The sequence below is a fragment of the Staphylococcus sp. EG-SA-10 genome (assembly GCF_017151945.1).
Taxonomy (GTDB): Bacteria; Bacillota; Bacilli; order Staphylococcales; family Staphylococcaceae; genus Staphylococcus; species Staphylococcus aureus.
On the sequence record NZ_JACVZJ010000001.1, the window covers coordinates 122,346 to 142,210 of the forward strand.

Consider the following 19,865-nt stretch of genomic DNA (forward strand, 5'->3'; position numbering starts at 1 on the left):
TTAGCGTCAGTATAAGGTTGAAATATGAACTCAATATGAACAATTGTTTTTTTACGCAAAAATATTTTACATGTATAATAAATGAAAAAGATAAGGGAGTTTATAGCTATGGTGCAATGTCTTGTTGTCGATGACGATCCTCGAATCCTAAATTATATAGCTAGCCATTTACAAACAGAGCACATTGATGCATACACACAACCAAGTGGTGAAGCTGCATTAAAACTTTTAGAAAAACAGCGTGTCGATATTGCAGTGGTAGATATTATGATGGATGGTATGGACGGCTTTCAATTATGTAATACATTAAAAAATGATTATGATATACCAGTTATCATGTTAACAGCGCGGGATGCACTTAGTGACAAAGAGCGTGCGTTTATAAGTGGTACTGACGATTATGTAACCAAACCCTTTGAGGTTAAGGAACTTATTTTTAGAATTCGTGCGGTATTACGCCGATATAATATCAATTCAAATTCAGAAATGACCATTGGCAACTTAACGCTAAACCAATCTTATTTGGAACTCCAAGTATCTAATAAAACGATGACGTTACCGAACAAGGAATTTCAATTACTATTTATGCTTGCAACACGTCCTAAGCAAATCTTTACTCGTGAACAGATAATAGAAAAAATTTGGGGCTATGATTATGAAGGAGATGAACGAACAGTTGACGTTCATATTAAGCGACTACGCCAAAGATTAAAAAAATTAAATGCCACACTTACAATTGAAACAGTAAGAGGTCAAGGCTATAAGGTGGAGAATCATGTTTAAAACACTCTATGCTAGAATTGCGATTTATTCCATTACGGTTATTTTATTTAGTGCATTAATAAGTTTTGTATTAACAAACGTTTACTATCATTATAATTTAAAAGCATCTAATGACGCGAAAATCATGAAGACGCTTAAAGAAGCAAGACAATATGAACAATCGGCTAAACCAACGCACATTCAACAATATTTCAAACATTTAGGGCAAATGAATTACCAAATAATGACCGTTGATCAAAAAGGGCATAAGACATTTTATGGGGAGCCTTTTAGAGAAGATACTTTATCACAAAATGCTATTAACAACGTGTTAAATAATAAAGATTACCATGGTATTAAAGATAAACCATTCGCATTATTCGTAACTGGATTTTTCGACAATGTAACAGATAATACTGTTGGTATTAACTTTAAGACAAAAGACGGTTCAATAGCAGTATTCATGCGTCCAGATATTGGAGAAACATTTAGCGAGTTTAGAACATTCTTAGCCGTCTTGTTAATGTTGTTATTATTTATCTCGATTTCATTAGTTATCGCATCAACCTATTCAATCATTCGTCCAGTAAAAAAGTTAAAGCTAGCGACCGAACGCTTAATTGATGGTGATTTTGAAACACCTATCAAACAAACACGCAAAGATGAAATTGGAACATTACAGTATCACTTTAATAAGATGAGAGAGTCATTGGGACAAGTTGATCAAATGAGGCAGCATTTTGTACAAAATGTATCTCATGAAATCAAAACACCATTAACACATATTCATCATTTATTAAGCGAGTTACAACAAACTTCTGATAAAACATTACGACAACAATATATAAATGATATTTATACCATTACAACGCAGCTGAGCGGATTAACAACTGAATTGTTGCTCTTATCCGAATTAGATAATCACCAACATTTATTATTCGATGATAAGATTCAAGTCGATCAACTCATTAAAGATATCATTCGACATGAACAATTTGCTGCTGATGAAAAGTCGTTAATCATTTTAGCTGACCTAGAATCAATCAATTTCCTAGGAAATCAACGTTTGTTACATCAAGCATTGAGTAATTTATTAATAAATGCTATTAAATATACAGATGTTGGTGGTGCCATTGACATCGCTTTGCAACATAGTCACAACAACATCATTTTCACAATAAGTAATGATGGTTCACCAATTAGTCCACAAGCTGAAGCACGTTTATTTGAACGTTTTTATAAAGTGAGCAAACATGATAATAGCAATGGTTTAGGTCTTGCAATTACAAAATCCATCATTGAATTGCATCATGGTACAATCCAATTCACACAAAGTAACGAGTATGTAACCACCTTTACTATTACACTGCCAAATAATTCACATTAATCTCTACCTCCTGAAAAACATTTCTGTTTTTATTTCAGGAGGTATCTTTTATATTGATTAGCGCTTTCTAGCCACTTAACATTTAATTTCTACCATTCAACACATTTTAAATATATCGATGGTCGTTTATGGTTTAATAATTTTGAAGGAGGCATTAACCTATGATGAAACTCAATTTATTTATCAATGCAAATGAGACGGAATCTTATATTGATATACATGCACCTAAAATGAATGATCACGTTCAAAGTATTATTAATGCAGTCAATGATTTAGACAAATCACATACATTAGTCGGATACATAGACAAAGAAATCCATATCATTCAGATATCAGATGTTATAACATTCCAAGTTATTAATAAAAATGTAACAGCCATTACAAGCAATCAAAAATTCAAACTAAAATTACGACTTTATGAACTAGAAAAACAATTACCACAACATTTCATTCGCATTTCCAAATCAGAAATCGTCAACAAGTATTGCATTGAAAAATTATTATTAGAGCCAAATGGACTTATACGTATGTATCTTAAAGATGCACACTACACCTATTCTTCTAGACGTTATTTAAAATCTATAAAGGAGCGCTTATCAATATGAAAAATTTGAAAAACTCATTATTCATTAGCTTAATCATTGGTTTGACCCTTTCACTGTTCTTTAGTATGTTATTTGCAGACGGCAAATATTATCCACTGAACCCACAATCAACTATTGGCATATTGTATTATACGCATTTCACAGAAACTACCGTAATGTTGATTTCTATCATTTTATGGTTACTCATAGGCGTCGTCTTTTTCCTTGGAGATTTTATCTTTAAATACACAGATTGGGGCATTACTAAAGCAACCATAGTGCATTTCATAACAACGTATGTCGGATTCTTACCTTTAGCAATACTTGCCGGTTGGTTTCCACTAACAATAAATTACCTAATCATATTTACAATTATCTTTATTGTGGTTTACACATTGATTTGGATTATTCAATTCTTTAAAAACAAGAACTACGTAGACACTATTAACGAGCAACTGAAACAATTAAAATGATTTTTATGAACAACAAAAAAAACGGTAATGTCTATCACATAAAAAAAGACATTACCGCTTCGTTTATTATTTAACTTGTAAATACTTAATTACTTCTTCATTAATTTTGTGATATAAATCCTCATGATCTGTTAAGCGATAACCAAATGACGGCACCATTTCTTTAATCTTTGGTTCCCATCCTTTGAATTCATCACGATAGCATCGCTGTAAAACATCAAACATAATATCTACAGCTGTTGACGCACCAGGTGATGCTCCAAGTAATGCAGCTAATGTGCCATCATCTGACGTAATGACTTCGGTACCAAATTGTAAGTTACCTTTAGAATCCTCAGTATCCTTGATTACTTGGACACGTTGCCCTGCTGTAATCACTTCCCAATCTTCATTTTTAGCATTTGGGAAAAAGACTCTTAAATCATCCATACGCTCATCATTAGATAACATCAATTGTGACACTAAATACTTCGTAAGACTCATTTCTTTGATACCTGCAGATAACATCGTCACGATATTATTTGGTTTAACCGATTTAATTAAATCCATATGTGAACCTGTTTTTAAAAATTTAGGTGAGAAACCTGCAAATGGACCAAATAACAATGAACGCTTGCCGTCTACAAAACGTGTATCTAAGTGTGGCACTGACATTGGTGGCGCACCCACTGCTGCTTTTCCGTACACTTTAGCATGATGACGATCAATCACTTCTTGATTTGTACAGCGCAGGAATAATCCACTTACCGGGAAACCACCAATATGTTTTGATTGTTTAATTCCAGTCTTTTGGAGTAATGGTAAACTCGCACCACCAGCACCAATAAATACAAAATCAGATTCATATGTTGTCGTTTCGTTAGTTTCTAAATCTTTAACTTTAACTAGCCATGCCCCAGATTTCTGTTTTTTGATGTCTAATACATTCTGCTTATATTGAATTCCCACACCACGTTGTTCTAAATTATTAAATAACTTTGCAGTTAACGCACCAAAATTAACATCTGTACCAGTTTCATCATAAGTTAAAGCAATTGGTTCATCAGACTTACGACCTTCAATCATTAACGGTACCCAAGATTTCATTTCTTCTTCATCTTGCGATAATTTCATTTTTTCGAATAAAACACTTTTCTTTAACGTTGCAACACGACTTTTTATAAAAGCTACATTATCTTCGCCAATGACGAAACTCATGTGTGGCACCGCTTGAATAAAGCGATCTGGGTTATCTAATTGTCCTGTTTTAACTAAATATGCCCAAAACTGTTTTGAAATTTGGTACTGCTCGTTTATCTTAATTGCTTTACTACAATCAACTGTGCCATCCTTACCTTCTTTTGTATAGTTCAACTCGCAAAGTGCTGAATGCCCTGTACCGGCATTATTCCATACATTTGAACTCTCTTCGCCAGGTTGTGCTAATTTTTCAAACACTTTAATATTTTTCTCAGGTGATAATTCTTTAAGTAATGTTCCTAATGTTGCACTCATAATACCGCCACCAATTAAGATGACATCTGTTTTGCTATGTTGTGTTGTCATAACAAATACAGTCCCCCTTTTTAAAATGAATAATGGAACGTTCGAGAAATACGACATATTAATACCACTTTGAATCAATAAGTGTCTCAACAGGTTCCCATGGTGATGCTCTATTACTATCTACTATGTATATAAATATTTTATAATAACGAAACTACTTTAATTATATACTTTATGTGCGATAGCACAAAGACAAAACCACAAACCTTAACAGCTATCAACCAATTTAATTTGATTGCTGATTACTCACTCTTCATTTTAACATAAAGCGCTACCATTATTATAATGTCAAACTTCTTTCATTAATGATTCATTAAAAAAAGATGAGATGTTAGAAAACATCTCACCCTCTGTATATTTATATTTTGAAATACGTTTATTTATAGTAATGACAAGATGAAAGTCCAAATACAGATGAATATTAGTAAACATACACTGTATTTCAATGTCATTTTTAATAATTCTGATTCCTTACCAACTTGTTTTACTGCTGCAGTTGCAATTGCAATTGATTGTGGTGAAATCAGTTTTGCCGCTACACCACCAACTGTATTAGCAGATACAAGAAGTGAACCACTTGTTCCAATTTGTTGTGCAACAGAAGCTTGAATTGGTGCAAATAATGAGTTGTTATTTACAACTGATCCTGTCATAAACACACCTATCCAACCTAAGATTGGTGATAGAACTGGGAAGACATTACCTGCTTTAGCAATACCTTGACCCATTGCTGCACTTAAACCACCATAAGTTGTGATTTTAGAAATTGCTAAGATGAAACAAATTGTAAGAACTGGTAACCATAATTCTTTAAATGTAACACCGAATAATCTACCTGCATCTTTAAAGTTAACCTTTTTAGACATTAAAATTGTAATAATAATAGTTAATAAAATAGCTGTACCTGTTTGTCCAATAATATTTAAAGTCAATACTAATGGTTTATGCGTAACTTCGCTGACTGTTCCAGGTAAGTTGAATTTAAATACTAATGATGATAAAGCACCATTTGGTAAGAATAAGTTTTTAAAGAATGGCGCACTCCAAATCATTACAATGACTGTTAATACAATGAACGGACTCCATGCATGTAATACTGCTTTTGCAGAATGTGCTTTTGCAGGTTCAATTTCTTCATCTTTATTAACACGATAAATGTGTTTTGGTTGGAATTTTTTAGAAAATACTGCTAATGCTAACATTGTTAACAACGGCGGAATAATATCTGCTAATTCAGGTCCACTGAATACAGTTAATAATCCTTGAGTAAGTGTATAAGTGATTGAAACTACTAAAATTGCTGGTAATGTTTCTTTAACACCTCTAAAACCATCAATAATAAAGATAAGTAAGAATGGAATAATGAAATTTATGATTGCCAATGTTAAAGTTGCTGATTGAGAAACACCTAATACTGAAACATCTCCAGGTAATTTCAACGTTTCTACAACACCTACAGGGATACCAATCGCACCAAAAGCACCAGACGCTGCATTTGCGACTAAACATAACATCGCAGCTTTTAATGGATTAAATCCTAATTGTGTTAATAAAAGTGCACAAATTGCAATTGGTACACCAAATCCTGCTGCACCTTCTAAAAATGCGTTGAATGCAAATCCAATAAGTAAAACTTGAATACGTTGGTCTTGTGAAATATTTGTAATACTATCTTGAATTGTTAAAAATTGTCCAGATTCAACAGTAATTTTGTATAACAATACTGCCATCATAACGATATAGCCAATCGGAATGATACCTTGGAAGAAACCTTCGACTACTGCACCAGAAGCGATACCAACTGGCAATTTGAAAAATGGTATTGCAATTAGTAATGTTACAACAAGTGTTGTAATGGCTGCATAAATACCTTTCATTTTAAAAACAGTTAAACAAAGTAAAAACAGTACAATCGGTATTGCTGCAATTAAAGACGATAATAATAAATTATCAAATGGGTTAAACGTATTTACTAACATAGGCTGACTCTTCTTTCCATAAAGTAGTAGTGTAATTGCTTCATTAAAATCATGCTCTGGCTATAGCATTTTGTTATCGATAACATTTTACAGAACAGTGAGATTAATGTGATTTTTTTCACAATTAAAATATACCATTTTTTCAGACTATTAACAATATCACTTTCCTATTTAATTGTTTTATTTTTCATTTTAAATCTGTTCATCAAAATGAATTGTACTTAATGTAATGAAGTAACTTATACTATTCATGAATTTTACATAAGACCGTGCTAAAATAAGGAAGATACTACGATGAGAAATGGAAGTTATAGCAATGATTAAACAGATAAATGTTTCTAATATGCAAAAGTTTGAATCTCAATTAATGAAAGCTCAGTCTGAAGGTTATACACATGTCGTTCCATATGCCAATGAGATAATGATTTATCAATCTATGTTAGATGCGGTTCAATTATATCCTAAGTCTATCGTGGTTGATTATACTGTTGATGGACAATACAAAAATGATTGTCACTATTTCGGTCAATCATCGATCAACATTGCCGATTGGGCTCAAAACAATAATTATTATCCTAACCTGATATATGCGATTCAACAGACTCTTGATTTAATACATTATTACTCTGTAGAAACGATTTTCGATTTAGCTTTATTGACACTTCTGAAAGGTGATTTATCAATCGATGGTCATGTCGTTTTTGATTTTAAAGCCCCTTTAGCAACAAGTGCTTCAATATGGGAAACTATTAAAACTATTGAAGATTTTGATATGATGTCTCAGTTTTATTTGAATAAAATGGCTTATATTGATCATCATCCTATACCTTTTCGCAACCTTTTTATTGAGGATTCAGAACAACTTAATTCACCAGATAATTGGTTGTATTCTACCAAGTTTATGCTACCTAAATGGTTATATAAAATAGCAAAGCAACGTGCTGATAACAAACAATTACAAAACCTCGGCTTGTATACGAAGCAACCAAACGTTTTAAAAGATCACATCGTTTTTATCGGTGATCATCATCAATATATAGGTAATTCAAAATATTTATTCACTTACTTCGTTAAACATAATCCAATGACTGCCTGTTATTTTGTTACTGACGATCGTCGCGGACCACATTTCATATCACCTAAGTCTGAAAAAGCTGACGAATTAATTAACAGCGCACGCGTAGTTTTAGTTGAAAATGATATACCTGAAACGTTACAACCAAATGGTACTTTAATTCAATTACATCAAGGCACACCAATAATGCAATTATTTTTAGATAGTAAAGAACCTATTAAAAATATAGAAACACCTTTTTATCGTGCTAAAAGGTATAATCGCTGGTTGCAATTCGATTATGTTATACATTCTGCTGATGATATTAGCCACTTTTATCAAACGGCTTTTCCTAGTCACCAAGCAAATGTATTGGCTTATGGTAATCCTAAACACCAATATTTACTACAAAAGCGTAACGAAAGTACTACTCAACAACAGTATAAGAAATCGTTTAAAATAAATGATCAAAAACCAGTTTTATTATACGCACCTATTGGATTAGTGAGTGCGCAACAATTACCACTATCAGATGCTTTATTCAAAGCCTATCATGTTGTGGTTCAGGGTGTTGATGAAACGATATTACCAGAAGAGGCGCTTGTTGCACCAAAGTATCTTAGTGCTCAAGACTTAATTCTAATGTCTGATGTCGTTATCACTGATTACTCAAATATAATATTTGATGCGATGGCTATAGACAAAACAGTAGCATTATACACTCCAAATCACAGTCAATATATTGAGTCTCAAGGTGTTAACGAAGATATTTGGCGTCATCTATCAAAAATTTGGTATACAGACCGACAATTATTAATTAATAATTTAATTTCCCAGGCAATACCAGTGATTAAATATCCACAAATACAACATAAAGAACAACCATTAGAATCTATTTCACAACTTATATTGTCTAAGATGACATCTAATCAATAGTGTTTAAATTCCTCAGTGGCTGTGAATGAGATTTAAAAGTACTATAAAACGTAAACCATTATACTTTAAAATACGCAAAAAAACGGTAAACCCTAATTCATATTATAGAGTTTACCGTTTTATTTTTTTAACTTGCATCAAAATTACATTAACATTATTGTTGGTAGTTTGGATCAGTAACCATTGCTTGTCCAGTATAATCAACCGTTACAATTGAATATTTTCCATTTGCATTTGGGTCTTTAAAACTAAACACATACTTATAGTTGCCATTATGTTCTTCAATAGAATAATCATTATACACTTTATTATTACTACCAAATTTATTTGCTTCATTATTAGCCGCATTTAAAGCTGTTTGGAAATTTGGCAATTGCTGTAAAGCTTGAGTTTTATTTCCATTAAACGGATAAATTTGACGTGCAACCGGCGCGGCATTTTGTCCATAATATGGTGCAACGTAACTTGATTTTTGATTATTATTCGCTTGATTATTACTTGATTGGTTATTATTTGTTTGGTTTTGGTCATTGTTTGTTGCATTTGAATTAGATTGTTGCTGGTTATCGTTTGCACTATTATCTTTATTATCTTTGTTTACGTCTTTACTATCATCTTTATTATCTTTCTTATCTTTAGATGAATCATTTGTTTTTTTATCTTGTTGTTCAGTTTTCGCTTTATCATCTTTTTCTTTATTACTGTCTTTTTGTTGGTCACTATCTTGACCACATGCAGCTAAAAATAATGATAATGCTAGTAACCCTGTAACTAATCTTTTCATACATATCTCCTCCTATAATTCGATATTCATTGAATAAGCTTGAAATACATATCTACCATGTGTATCATTTCATGGCCTGTTACCAAAGACGTCAACATTAATATGATTTGAATTATCACAATACCCATAACTACAATCTAAGGTTCTTTTTATTATACCCTAATTTTTGTTCATTATTATTTAATTTTTGTGAATTTTATGTTTTCTATAAATTTAATTATTTTACTTTAACAATTCATTACGCATTTAGCATTTCAAGGTATACACAATATTTATTACTATGATTTCATTTTATCTGCTGCAAAAACAATCATTATAACTCTTTTTCCATAATTAAATCTGTATCCGTTACATCACCTGTTTGAAAATGATGTTCACCAACCACTTTAAATCCATGACGTTTATAAAATGCTTGAGCACGAGGATTATGCTCCCAAACTCCTAGCCAAATTTTATGTTTATTATGTTCTTGTGCAATTTTTTCGGCCAATTCTATCAATTGTGAACCTCTTCCGCCACCTTGAAAGTCTTTCAAAAAATATATGCGCTGCACTTCTAAATAGGTCTCCCCCATTTCTTCAGTTTGAGCACTATTAATATTCATCTTTATATAACCAACATTCGCACCATCTTCTTGATAAAAATAATGAAATGAATCTACATGGTTAATCTCTTGTGTAAATTTTTCTACAGTATAATTGTCTTTAAAAAATTGATCAAAATCTTTGTCATCATAGTAAGAACCAAACGTGTCATAAAATGTTCTAGTTGCTAATTCAACTAATTCACTAGCATCTTGTTTTGAAATTTCTTTGATTATACCAGCCATATAAATCCTCCAATAAACAGTGATCGAATCAAAATATTACTTATGTTATTTTTCAGCCAAAACTATTTAAAAATACATTAACACAAATCAATTACAAATTTTATTGATTGTGTGTAACATCAATAAATGATACATTTATTCCAGTAAAATGGCCGTATTTTCAAAAGAGAAAAAGAGAGGATGTATCGTTGTGATAGAAACATTTAAAGCGTTTGTAATTGATAAAGATGAGAGCGGTAAAGTGACACCAACTTTCAAACAATTATCGCCTACTGATTTACCTAAAGGAGATGTGCTGATTAAAGTACATTACTCTGGTATAAATTATAAAGATGCTTTAGCGACTCAAGATCATAATGCAGTCGTAAAATCGTATCCTATGATTCCAGGAATAGATTTAGCTGGTACAATTGTTGAATCCGAAGCACCAGGCTTTGAAAAAGGAGAACAAGTAATTGTAACGAGTTATGACCTAGGTGTTAGCCATTATGGCGGTTTTAGTGAATATGCGCGTGTAAAATCAGAATGGATTATCAAGCTTCCTGATACTTTAACATTAGAAGAATCAATGATATATGGCACAGCTGGTTATACTGCCGGTTTAGCAATTGAAAGACTTGAAAAAGTTGGAATGAATATTGAAGATGGTCCTGTACTCGTTCGCGGTGCTTCAGGTGGTGTCGGTACTTTAGCAGTACTCATGCTTAATGAACTTGGTTATAAAGTTATCGCAAGTACAGGTAAACAAGATGTTAGCGATCAATTACTTGAACTTGGTGCCAAAGAAGTTATCGATCGACTTCCTGTTGAAGATGATCATAAAAAGCCACTCGCATCATCAACTTGGCAAGCTTGTGTAGACCCTGTTGGTGGCGAAGGTATTAATTATGTTACAAAACGTTTAAATCATAGTGGATCAATTGCAGTTATTGGTATGACTGCCGGTAATACTTATACTAATTCTGTATTCCCTCATATTTTAAGAGGTGTAAACATTTCAGGAATTGACTCAGTATTTACTGCTATGAAATTAAGACAGCGCGTTTGGCGTCGTCTCGCAAAAGATTTAAAGCCTGAAAATTTACATGAGATCAAGCAAGTTATTACATTTGATGAACTTCCAGAACAACTTAACAAAGTAATTAAACATGAAAATAAAGGCCGCATTGTTATCGATTTCGGTGTAGATAAATAGTATTCATGAAAAAGACATCCCGTTATGCGAGATGTCTTTTTTAATTTAGTATTTGATATACATACCGCCTGAATCTGGTTCGGTAGGCATAAATCCAAATTTTGCATATAATTTATCCGCTGGGTAGTCTGCGATCAGACTAACGTATGCACTTTCGACAGATACATTTTTAATATACTTCATAATATGTTCCATAATTTGACTGCCGTAACCTTGACCTTGGTAACTTTTCAAAACTGCAATATCAACAATTTGAAAAACAGTTCCTCCATCGCCAATCACTCTACCCATACCAATTAACCGATCTTTATCATACAAGGTTACTGTAAATAAGGCATTAGGTAATCCTTTTTCAGCTGCTTCGCGCGTCTTTGGACTCATACCTGCATTAATCCTTAATGCGCAATAATCCTCGCAAGTCGGAATATCATATGTCACTTTAACCATTATTTACCCCACTTTTCATCACACAATATATCAACCTAGTATAAATGTTTATTTACAATAGTCTTATTCGCTTCTTTAAACACTTCATGATGACTTGAAACATAACCCTCTGCATTCGCATCTGGTTGGATATATGTTTTAGCAAGGTTCGCTGCATTTGCACCATCACTAAATGCACTTGCAATTAGATGTGATTTTGCATCATGATAAACAATATCTCCACACGCATAGATACCAGGTATACTTGTTGTCGTATTTCCAAATCCTTTAACACGACATTCATCATGCATATCTAGCTTTGAAGATGTTTCACTCAATAATGTATTACAACGATCAAAACCATGACTAATAATGACATCGTCAAATTTAACTGTATGCGTATCACCACTTTCAACATGTTCCAAAACAACTTCACTTATATGCGTTTCATCATCATTGCCGACCAAGTATTTAATACGTGTTTTCGGGCATAGTTTCACATTTAAATCTGTCACCAGCGTTTTCATCGCTTCATAACCACTTACATCTTCTTTTCGATAAACAACTGTCACGCTTTTAGCAATCTTGGCAATATCATGCGCCCAATCTAATGCTGTATTTCCTCCACCTGATATTAATACATCTTTATCTTTGAAACGTCTGTAACTTTGTACAACATAATGTAAATTTGTTAATTGATATCTCTCTACACCTTTAACATCTAATTGTTTTGGATTAATAATACCCGCACCAATAGCAATGATAACTGCTTTCGATGTATATATTTCTCCCGCTTCTGTTTCAACTTCGAAATGACGTTCTGCCTTTTTCCTAATATCTACCACACGTTCATTCAAATGAACTTCCGGTTTAAAATATAATCCTTGCTTAATTGTATCTTTTAAAATTTCATGACAAGGTTTTGGCGCAATGCCGCCAATATCCCAAATAATTTTTTCAGGGTAAATTCTCATCTTACCCCCTAATTCAGATTGAACATCTATCAATCTTACAGACATATCTCGCAATCCAGCATAAAAGCTTGCATACAAACCAGACGGACCGCCACCAATGATTGTAACGTCTTTCATTATGTGCCTCCTATGACTCTCTATATTCATTTCTTTCATTAACGCGCTCAAATTGATAATTATTATCATTTAAAGACATTATACTATTAATATTTATATTGTTAAAATAAATCGCATAGTTAGCCATGAATTATCAATAACTATCCCATCACAATATAAAAACACACCTTTCAAAGTACGAAACAACAATGTTCCTTTGAAAGATGTGTATATTTTTTAGTTCTAGTTATATTATTTTTTAAAAGACTCATCACGTGGTTCTTTAAGAATTGCTTGTCTTAAAAGGAAAAATAGCAACAATAAACCTGCAAGCATACCTGTGTGCCCAATACCTGCAAAGCCTGCAAATGCTTCTGGGGAGTATGATTTACCAGTGACTTGGAAGAATCCTTTTGTCACCATCATACCTATAGTAACGATAACACCTATGTTATATACATAGAAGAACCAGTTAAATAAGTAGTAACTTGATAATTTAAATAACTTCTCCAATGGTAATAATATTAAAAACATAAACATACCTAAAATAAGTGTATGTGTGTGTACAAGTGATAATTGTGTTGTACCAGTAAAATCATATGCTTTTGTTAGCTCTCTATAGAAAAAGCCACTAAATAAACCTATGATCATATAAAAAAGAAATGAATATAATAACCTACGCATTTTGAATCCTCCCTCACCTTTTCATTATATCCGATTATACCTATTATAACAGTGACAAAAAAGCGAAGATATGACACAACTGAATTTGGTTTAGCACATAGTATGACAGCTAAAATAACTTTACATCAAGTGCTATACAAATAAAATAGCTATACCATGACGCTCGCTACAAACGTCTTGTATAGCTATATTCCTATTTATTAAATTATGACGGCACTTCAGTACGTTTTGTGCTATGTTTTCTAACAATAGCTGAAACTAAACTTGATACAGCGCCAAAAATCATAAACCCTATAAACATCCACATTGTACTATTTAATTCAATATGATGATTCAAGTATAATAGTTCTCTTACACTTGTTGCATAGTGTGTGAATGGATTCCAATCATATACATATTTTTGATAACTTTCAGGCAACATTTGTTTAGGTAACGTTACAAGTTGCATACTAAAGAACATTAAAATGAAGAAAATTGGAATTGACTTCATACCTAGCCATACCATAACACCTAAAATAAGGCCCACGAAACCAAGAATCGCAAGTGCTACAAAAATCGCGATACGATTTGGATGGTCAAAATCAAATCCTTGAACGCCTTGCATGAAATAAATATAAACGAAGCTACCTGCAAATGCTGCAACAACTGCAAATATCATTTGTCCAATTGAAGCAATGATACGATGTTGCACGACGATATTGTTACTAGTTCTAAATGCAAAGAACAATAAGATAGACGTTACGATTGAACCTATCCAAATTGGCATAAACATTAGGAATGGTGCATTACCACCTGCTTGGTGATCTTTAACTTTATTAAGTTTTTCATTATCCACTTTTACTGGATTCGTCAAACCATTGATGTCCGCGGCATTGACTTTAACATTTTGACTCGTTAATGTTTCCAAACTTTGCTTCGTAATTTGAGCATTAATATTATCACCCATACCAGTTAACACAGCTGATGCAATTTGTGAACCTTGTAAGCTTGATCCTTCACTTACAATCGTTTTAAATTTAGCCTGCTTAACCTCTACTTGTTGATTCCCCATTTTTTGTTTCATTTGTTGAACTACTTGTGGCGGAATTTCACCTGAAGCAACTTTTTGTTGCATTTCTTCTTTTTTACTATCCATAACTACTTTTTGTGTTTTACTCATAGCATCTTTTGAAAAGTCTTTATCAATAATAGCTACTCCAAAGATTTTTTGATCTTTCAAATCTTTTTCAAGATCTTTTTCACTATCAACCTTAACCCATTTAATTTTATTAGAATCACTATCTAATAATTTATCCTCTAATTTTTTACCAATGTTAACATTTTTATCTTGAATCGTTGTACCTTTATCCTCATTTAATATACCAATTGGTAAATCTTTTGGTTTAGGATTATATGCAGGATAAAAAGCTAAAGAAAAAATTACCAAGATAATCATAGTTGCTATTGGTGCAATCCATAATAATTTATTTTTAAATATATTCATTTTATTAATTACCTCCTTATTAGACAATGTGTTGAATATTTCGCATGTTGTCTATTATAATATGTAAGTGGGAATAAACAATACACAATGTTCATCAATACGTTTATTAATAGACATATACACCCACATTGTTCAATAACACAAGGAGGTTGATTTATTTTTGAAAGAAGATAGGCGAATTAGAAAGACAAAGTCCTCCATTAAACAAGCGTTCACTAAATTACTACAAGAAAAAGATTTAGAAAAGATTACCATTCGCGACATAACAACACGCGCTGATATCAATAGAGGGACATTTTACTTACATTACGAGGATAAATATATGTTACTCGCAGATATGGAAGATGAGTATATTTCAGAACTAACGACATATACTCAATTTGATTTGTTACGCGGTTCTTCAATTGAAGACATTGCGAATACTTTTGTAAATAATATACTCAAAAATATTTTCCAGCATATTCATGATAATTTAGAGTTTTATCATACTATTTTACAATTGGAACGCACGAGTCAATTAGAATTGAAAATCAACGAACATATTAAAAATAATATGCAACGTTATATTAGTATCAATCATTCTATCGGAGGCATTCCAGAGATGTATTTTTACAGTTACGTTTCCGGAGCAACAATTTCAATTATTAAATACTGGGTAATGGACAAACAGCCCATTTCAGTTGATGAATTAGCTAAACATGTGCATAATATTGTTTTTAATGGTCCATTAAGAATAATGGCAGAAAACCGTTTGCATAAATCAAACCTTGATTCACTAACTTAAGTAATACGCGCTTTTCCTAAATCCTTTAGAAAGGAACTATATATCATGATTACTTCATTCAGACATTCTGAAGATATAGATAAACATATTATAAAAACACCATTAGATCATACAGCGTCATGGATTAATGTAGTAGAACCAGACCGAGAAGAAATTGAAAATCTTATGGAACAATATAATATACCTGAAGACTTTATACGTGACCCTTTGGACTCAGAAGAAAGTTCCCGTATTGAATATGACGAAGATACTGGTTACTCATTAATCATTATTGATTTACCTATCGTCAATTCAACTAATCGTAGCGTTCTATCTTTTGTAACGATTCCATTAGGCATTATTATTGGCAACGGCATTATCGTAACAGTTTGTGACGCTGAAAATGAATTTTTAGAAAATTTACCTAAGCGTGATATTAATTTAAAATTTCACAGCAGATTTGCATTAGAAATTTTAACTACTATTGCCGACCATTATAATCGTAACTTACGATTACTTAATAAAAGTAGAATTCGTATTGAGAAAGAACTAAAAAATAACATTACTAACAAACAACTTTTCAAATTAATGGAAGTTGAAAAAAGTTTAGTATACTTTTTAGCTGCCTTAAAAGGTAACGATACAATTATTAAAAAGTTATTCCGTTTACCTGCAATTAAACGTTTTGAAGAAGATGAAGAATTACTAGAAGATTTAATCATTGAAAATAACCAAGCCATCGAAACAACAGAATTACATCAACGTATCTTAGAAAGTATCACAACATCATACGCTTCCTTATTATCTAATGATATGAATACGATTATGAAGACATTAACACTTTTCACGGTACTATTAACGTTACCAACGCTCGTATTTAGTTTCTTCGGTATGAATGTGCCGTTGCCAATTGATGACCATAGTTATATATCTTGGATTATTGTGGTAGGTATTTCATTAATTCTTGTCGTAATTGTTAGTATTTTCTTATGGCGAAAACAGAAATTATAACTAAATTAAAAGGTATGACAGCTTAAAGTTTCATCCTATTGCATTTGCAATGACTGATACTTTGATTACTGTCATACCTCTTTTTTTATTCTACAACTTCTTTATTTGCTTTTCTTTTCGATAAAATTAAAGTAACTGTTATAGCAACGATGAATGATATTGTCATACCAACAAAGTAGTGTAACCATCCTGCATGTACTGGATTGATTGAAATAAATCCTGGCAATCCAGCAGTTCCTAATGCGATTGCTTTAACCTTGAAGAAAGCAATATATGCTGAACCAATACCTGATCCAACGATAGCACCAATAAATGGATATCTTAGTTTTAAGTTAACACCAAACATAGCCGGTTCTGTAATACCAAGTAATGCTGAAATACCTGCGGCAGATGCCACACCTTTTAACTTCTTATTTTGTTTAATAATAAAGAACGCTGCAATTGCTGCACCACCTTGTGCAACATTAGACATTGTCGCAATCGGGAATATAAATGATCCACCCGTTTTAGTGGCATCTGCAATTAATGTCGTTTCTACAGCTATAAAGCTATGATGCATACCTGTAATAACAATCGGAGCATACAATAATCCGAATATTAATCCACCAATTGCACCACCAAATTCATAAAGCCATGTTAAACCATCTGATAACCAGTAACCTAATTGTCGAGTGATTGGACCTACAAATGAAAATGTTAGAAATGCTGTTATAAAAATAGATAACAATGGTGTTAACAAATTATCTAACACCGTTGGAATAACTTTGCGTAACCCTTTTTCAATTGAGGCTAAGATATAAGCTGCTACAAGCATAGGTAACACTTGTCCTTGATAACCTACTTGATTAATATGCAAACCAAATACATCCCAATATGGAATAGCCTTACCTGCTTCAACTGCTTTTGGGAAATCGTATGCGCTCATTAGCGATGGATGAACCAATATCATACCTAATGCAGCACCTAAAAACGGATTGCCACCAAAACGTTTTGCTGCACTAAATCCAATTAAAATTGGTAATAATGTAAATGGTGCATTCGCAAAAACATTTATCATTTCAGCTAATCCAGCAAATTGACTATATACATCTATCAATGATTTACCTGAAAAGAATAAATCTTTCGCAGTCAAAATGTTATTTAACCCCATTAATAATCCACCAGCAACGATGGCTGGTATAATCGGAACAAAGATATCTGACAGCATTTTTACAAATCGCTGTAACGGATTCATATTTTTAGCAGATTGTGCTTTGACTTCCGAAGTGGTCGATGCTTCTTTTCCAGTTAATTTTTCCAGTTCACTAAATACTTTATTGACTGTACCAGACCCAATAATAATTTGGTATTGTCCCCCAGTAGAAAATGTCCCTTTAACTATATCCATATTGTTTAGCGCCTCTTCATTTACTAAACTTTCGTCATTTAAAACTAATCGTAGTCTCGTTGCACAATGCGCCATTGCATCTAAATTCTCTTCTCCGCCTATCGCGTTCAAAATATCTTCTGCGGATTGCTTATAATTCATATATTTAGCCTCCTAATTAGAACCGGTTCCATTTATTCCACTTTATTGTAACCGGTTCCAAAAATATTTGCAACACTCTATTATCATTTTATATAAACACTTACATCACTTTTGATAGCGCATTCATTTTTATTGCTATACTACATGCATGTATATTAACATTAATTATCGGAGGTAATTTTATGAAAGAACGTGGCCATATCGAACAGCTTTGGCGTGAGGAAAAATATCATGTATTGTTACACAGTCAACAGTCTTACCAAATGATAAGGAATGCTTTAAAAACCGATTTATCACTTCATCAAGTCCAACAAATGATTGATGATGCTTTATTAATTGAACCGAGTATAGGAAGTGTATGTAATGCTTTTGATCATATGTGGGGATATTTAAAAAAATGTGCGAATGAAGAAGAAAGACAACAATCAAAATTACTTAAAGCTGATTTTATTAATGGTAAAATCGACACCCAAACTTTATTAGATTTTTTAGCAGAACTTGCTAATAAATATGATGTTCAATATTTACTACAAAGTCGTGTTTTAAACACAAAAAGAAAGAGATAGATTGAAACTTTAGTTGTAACGGACAAATAGTAGTCATTGGAGTTCAGCAATTCATACTTTGTACTAAAGTTTACTATAATCTATCTCTCAAGGTTTAAATGTACATATCTATATTAAAATGCGTTTCTTGATGTTAGAAGATACCATACACATTTAATTAGTTACAGCATAAATCAATTTATACCCTTAATTATTACATTGTTTATATTTTAAATTCGGGGGAGTAATTTTAAGTAATATCTTGTTGCTGCTAATTCTATTGTTAATAAATTGATATTAGATGTAGAAATTGAGTGTGAAAGTTAATAATAGATGATTTAGCTAGTAACATAATTAATTCATATATAGTCAAAAAGTTCTGTTAGATACTGTTCTTGATGAATATTCTTTGATGTTAGGTGTTAGCTATTCTAGATGAGTTTCTTAGATGTGGATGCCTGTCTTGATGAAGTTATCTATGATGTTAATATAATACTTGATGTTGATTCTTAGATGTTAGTGCGATTTCAAGATGCTGATTCTTTGTTGTTGCACTATCTTGGTGACGTTTCTAGTTGTTTATAGTTATCGCATCTCTTGATGTAAAATCTAAGATGTTTATGCATTTCTAGATGTTAATTCTTCGCTGCTTAAGAATTATCTTGATGGTAAATCTAGTTGTGCCATGCATTTTCTCATGATGAATCTAAGGTGTTAATTCATTGATGTGTGCTGTTTCTTGTTGCTTCATTATCTTGATGGTGAATTTCGTTGTCTAATGCACTTTTTCAAATGATTATTCTAATTGTTACGGCAATAACTAGATG

The 19,865-nt window shown here is 32.1% G+C and carries 19 protein-coding genes; 9 read left to right on the plus strand and 10 right to left on the minus strand.

Features of this window, described 5'->3' with window-relative positions; all coding sequences use genetic code 11:
* Positions 1-108: 108 nt before the first annotated feature.
* From hssR to IDG45_RS00725, 4 genes are all read left to right on the plus strand, one after another.
* Positions 109-783 (plus strand): DNA-binding heme response regulator HssR, encoded by a 675-nt coding sequence (gene hssR, locus IDG45_RS00710; protein ID WP_000249498.1) that lies wholly within the window; start codon positions 109-111, stop codon positions 781-783.
* A complete protein-coding gene (gene hssS, locus IDG45_RS00715; RefSeq protein WP_000477338.1) occupies positions 776-2,149 on the plus strand; it encodes a heme sensor histidine kinase HssS in 1,374 nt (457 codons plus the stop codon). Before hssR ends, hssS begins: the two co-directional genes overlap by 8 nt.
* A 161-nt stretch (positions 2,150-2,310) precedes the next feature.
* Positions 2,311-2,754 carry a LytTR family DNA-binding domain-containing protein gene (locus tag IDG45_RS00720; protein ID WP_000977034.1) on the plus strand — a complete coding sequence of 148 codons (444 nt, stop codon included), beginning with the start codon at positions 2,311-2,313 and terminating at the stop codon, positions 2,752-2,754.
* The gene (locus IDG45_RS00725) at positions 2,751-3,206 is read left to right on the plus strand and encodes a DUF3021 domain-containing protein (protein ID WP_000793172.1); all 456 of its coding nucleotides are present in this window, start codon (positions 2,751-2,753) and stop codon (positions 3,204-3,206) included. Before IDG45_RS00720 ends, IDG45_RS00725 begins: the two co-directional genes overlap by 4 nt.
* 66 nt (positions 3,207-3,272) lie before the next feature.
* Here the strand turns inward: IDG45_RS00725 and mqo are convergent, their stop codons facing one another.
* Both mqo and IDG45_RS00735 read right to left on the minus strand, forming a co-directional pair.
* Positions 3,273-4,751 carry a malate dehydrogenase (quinone) gene (mqo, locus tag IDG45_RS00730; protein WP_000211371.1) on the minus strand — a complete coding sequence of 493 codons (1,479 nt, stop codon included), beginning with the start codon at positions 4,749-4,751 and terminating at the stop codon, positions 3,273-3,275.
* A gap of 380 nt (positions 4,752-5,131) precedes the next feature.
* Positions 5,132-6,730 carry an L-lactate permease gene (locus IDG45_RS00735; protein WP_000960862.1) on the minus strand — a complete coding sequence of 533 codons (1,599 nt, stop codon included), beginning with the start codon at positions 6,728-6,730 and terminating at the stop codon, positions 5,132-5,134.
* 316 nt (positions 6,731-7,046) lie between these two features.
* Between IDG45_RS00735 and IDG45_RS00740 the strand changes: the two genes are divergently transcribed.
* Positions 7,047-8,720, plus strand: a complete 1,674-nt coding sequence (locus IDG45_RS00740; RefSeq protein WP_025174471.1) for a CDP-glycerol glycerophosphotransferase family protein — start codon at positions 7,047-7,049, stop codon at positions 8,718-8,720.
* Between the two features lie 154 nt (positions 8,721-8,874).
* Here IDG45_RS00740 and IDG45_RS00745 read toward each other — a convergent pair whose 3' ends face one another.
* Both IDG45_RS00745 and IDG45_RS00750 read right to left on the minus strand, forming a co-directional pair.
* Positions 8,875-9,504: a hypothetical protein gene (locus tag IDG45_RS00745; protein WP_000827006.1), complete on the minus strand. Its 630-nt coding sequence runs from the start codon at positions 9,502-9,504 to the stop codon at positions 8,875-8,877.
* 313 nt (positions 9,505-9,817) lie between these two features.
* A complete protein-coding gene (locus IDG45_RS00750) occupies positions 9,818-10,333 on the minus strand; it encodes a GNAT family N-acetyltransferase (protein ID WP_000907323.1) in 516 nt (171 codons plus the stop codon).
* Positions 10,334-10,523: 190 nt separating this feature from the next.
* Between IDG45_RS00750 and IDG45_RS00755 the strand changes: the two genes are divergently transcribed.
* Entirely contained in the window at positions 10,524-11,528 is a 1,005-nt protein-coding gene (locus IDG45_RS00755) for an oxidoreductase (RefSeq protein WP_000573243.1), read from the plus strand.
* 45 nt (positions 11,529-11,573) lie between these two features.
* Here IDG45_RS00755 and IDG45_RS00760 read toward each other — a convergent pair whose 3' ends face one another.
* The 5 genes from IDG45_RS00760 to IDG45_RS00780 form a co-directional block, all read right to left on the minus strand.
* Positions 11,574-11,975 carry a GNAT family N-acetyltransferase gene (locus IDG45_RS00760; RefSeq protein ID WP_000241606.1) on the minus strand — a complete coding sequence of 134 codons (402 nt, stop codon included), beginning with the start codon at positions 11,973-11,975 and terminating at the stop codon, positions 11,574-11,576.
* Positions 11,976-12,010: 35 nt separating this feature from the next.
* Positions 12,011-13,045, minus strand: a complete 1,035-nt coding sequence (locus IDG45_RS00765; protein WP_111063808.1) for an NAD(P)/FAD-dependent oxidoreductase — start codon at positions 13,043-13,045, stop codon at positions 12,011-12,013.
* Positions 13,046-13,055: 10 nt separating this feature from the next.
* Positions 13,056-13,172 (minus strand): hypothetical protein, encoded by a 117-nt coding sequence (locus tag IDG45_RS00770; protein WP_001805726.1) that lies wholly within the window; start codon positions 13,170-13,172, stop codon positions 13,056-13,058.
* A 104-nt stretch (positions 13,173-13,276) separates the two neighbouring features.
* Positions 13,277-13,708 (minus strand): DUF2871 domain-containing protein, encoded by a 432-nt coding sequence (locus IDG45_RS00775; RefSeq protein WP_001253464.1) that lies wholly within the window; start codon positions 13,706-13,708, stop codon positions 13,277-13,279.
* 205 nt (positions 13,709-13,913) lie between these two features.
* Positions 13,914-15,191 carry a YhgE/Pip domain-containing protein gene (locus IDG45_RS00780; RefSeq protein WP_001020017.1) on the minus strand — a complete coding sequence of 426 codons (1,278 nt, stop codon included), beginning with the start codon at positions 15,189-15,191 and terminating at the stop codon, positions 13,914-13,916.
* Between the two features lie 160 nt (positions 15,192-15,351).
* Between IDG45_RS00780 and IDG45_RS00785 the strand changes: the two genes are divergently transcribed.
* Both IDG45_RS00785 and IDG45_RS00790 read left to right on the plus strand, forming a co-directional pair.
* Positions 15,352-15,975 carry a TetR/AcrR family transcriptional regulator gene (locus IDG45_RS00785; RefSeq protein WP_000656768.1) on the plus strand — a complete coding sequence of 208 codons (624 nt, stop codon included), beginning with the start codon at positions 15,352-15,354 and terminating at the stop codon, positions 15,973-15,975.
* A gap of 45 nt (positions 15,976-16,020) precedes the next feature.
* Positions 16,021-16,965: a magnesium transporter CorA family protein gene (locus tag IDG45_RS00790; RefSeq protein ID WP_000633068.1), complete on the plus strand. Its 945-nt coding sequence runs from the start codon at positions 16,021-16,023 to the stop codon at positions 16,963-16,965.
* 85 nt (positions 16,966-17,050) lie between these two features.
* Here IDG45_RS00790 and IDG45_RS00795 read toward each other — a convergent pair whose 3' ends face one another.
* Complete coding sequence (locus IDG45_RS00795) at positions 17,051-18,493, minus strand: sucrose-specific PTS transporter subunit IIBC (protein ID WP_001107103.1); 1,443 nt, start codon at positions 18,491-18,493, stop codon at positions 17,051-17,053.
* 182 nt (positions 18,494-18,675) lie between these two features.
* Here IDG45_RS00795 and IDG45_RS00800 point away from each other — a divergent pair, with 182 nt between their 5' ends.
* Complete coding sequence (locus tag IDG45_RS00800; protein ID WP_000664365.1) at positions 18,676-19,059, plus strand: YbgA family protein; 384 nt, start codon at positions 18,676-18,678, stop codon at positions 19,057-19,059.
* The last annotated feature ends 806 nt before the right edge of the window (positions 19,060-19,865 follow it).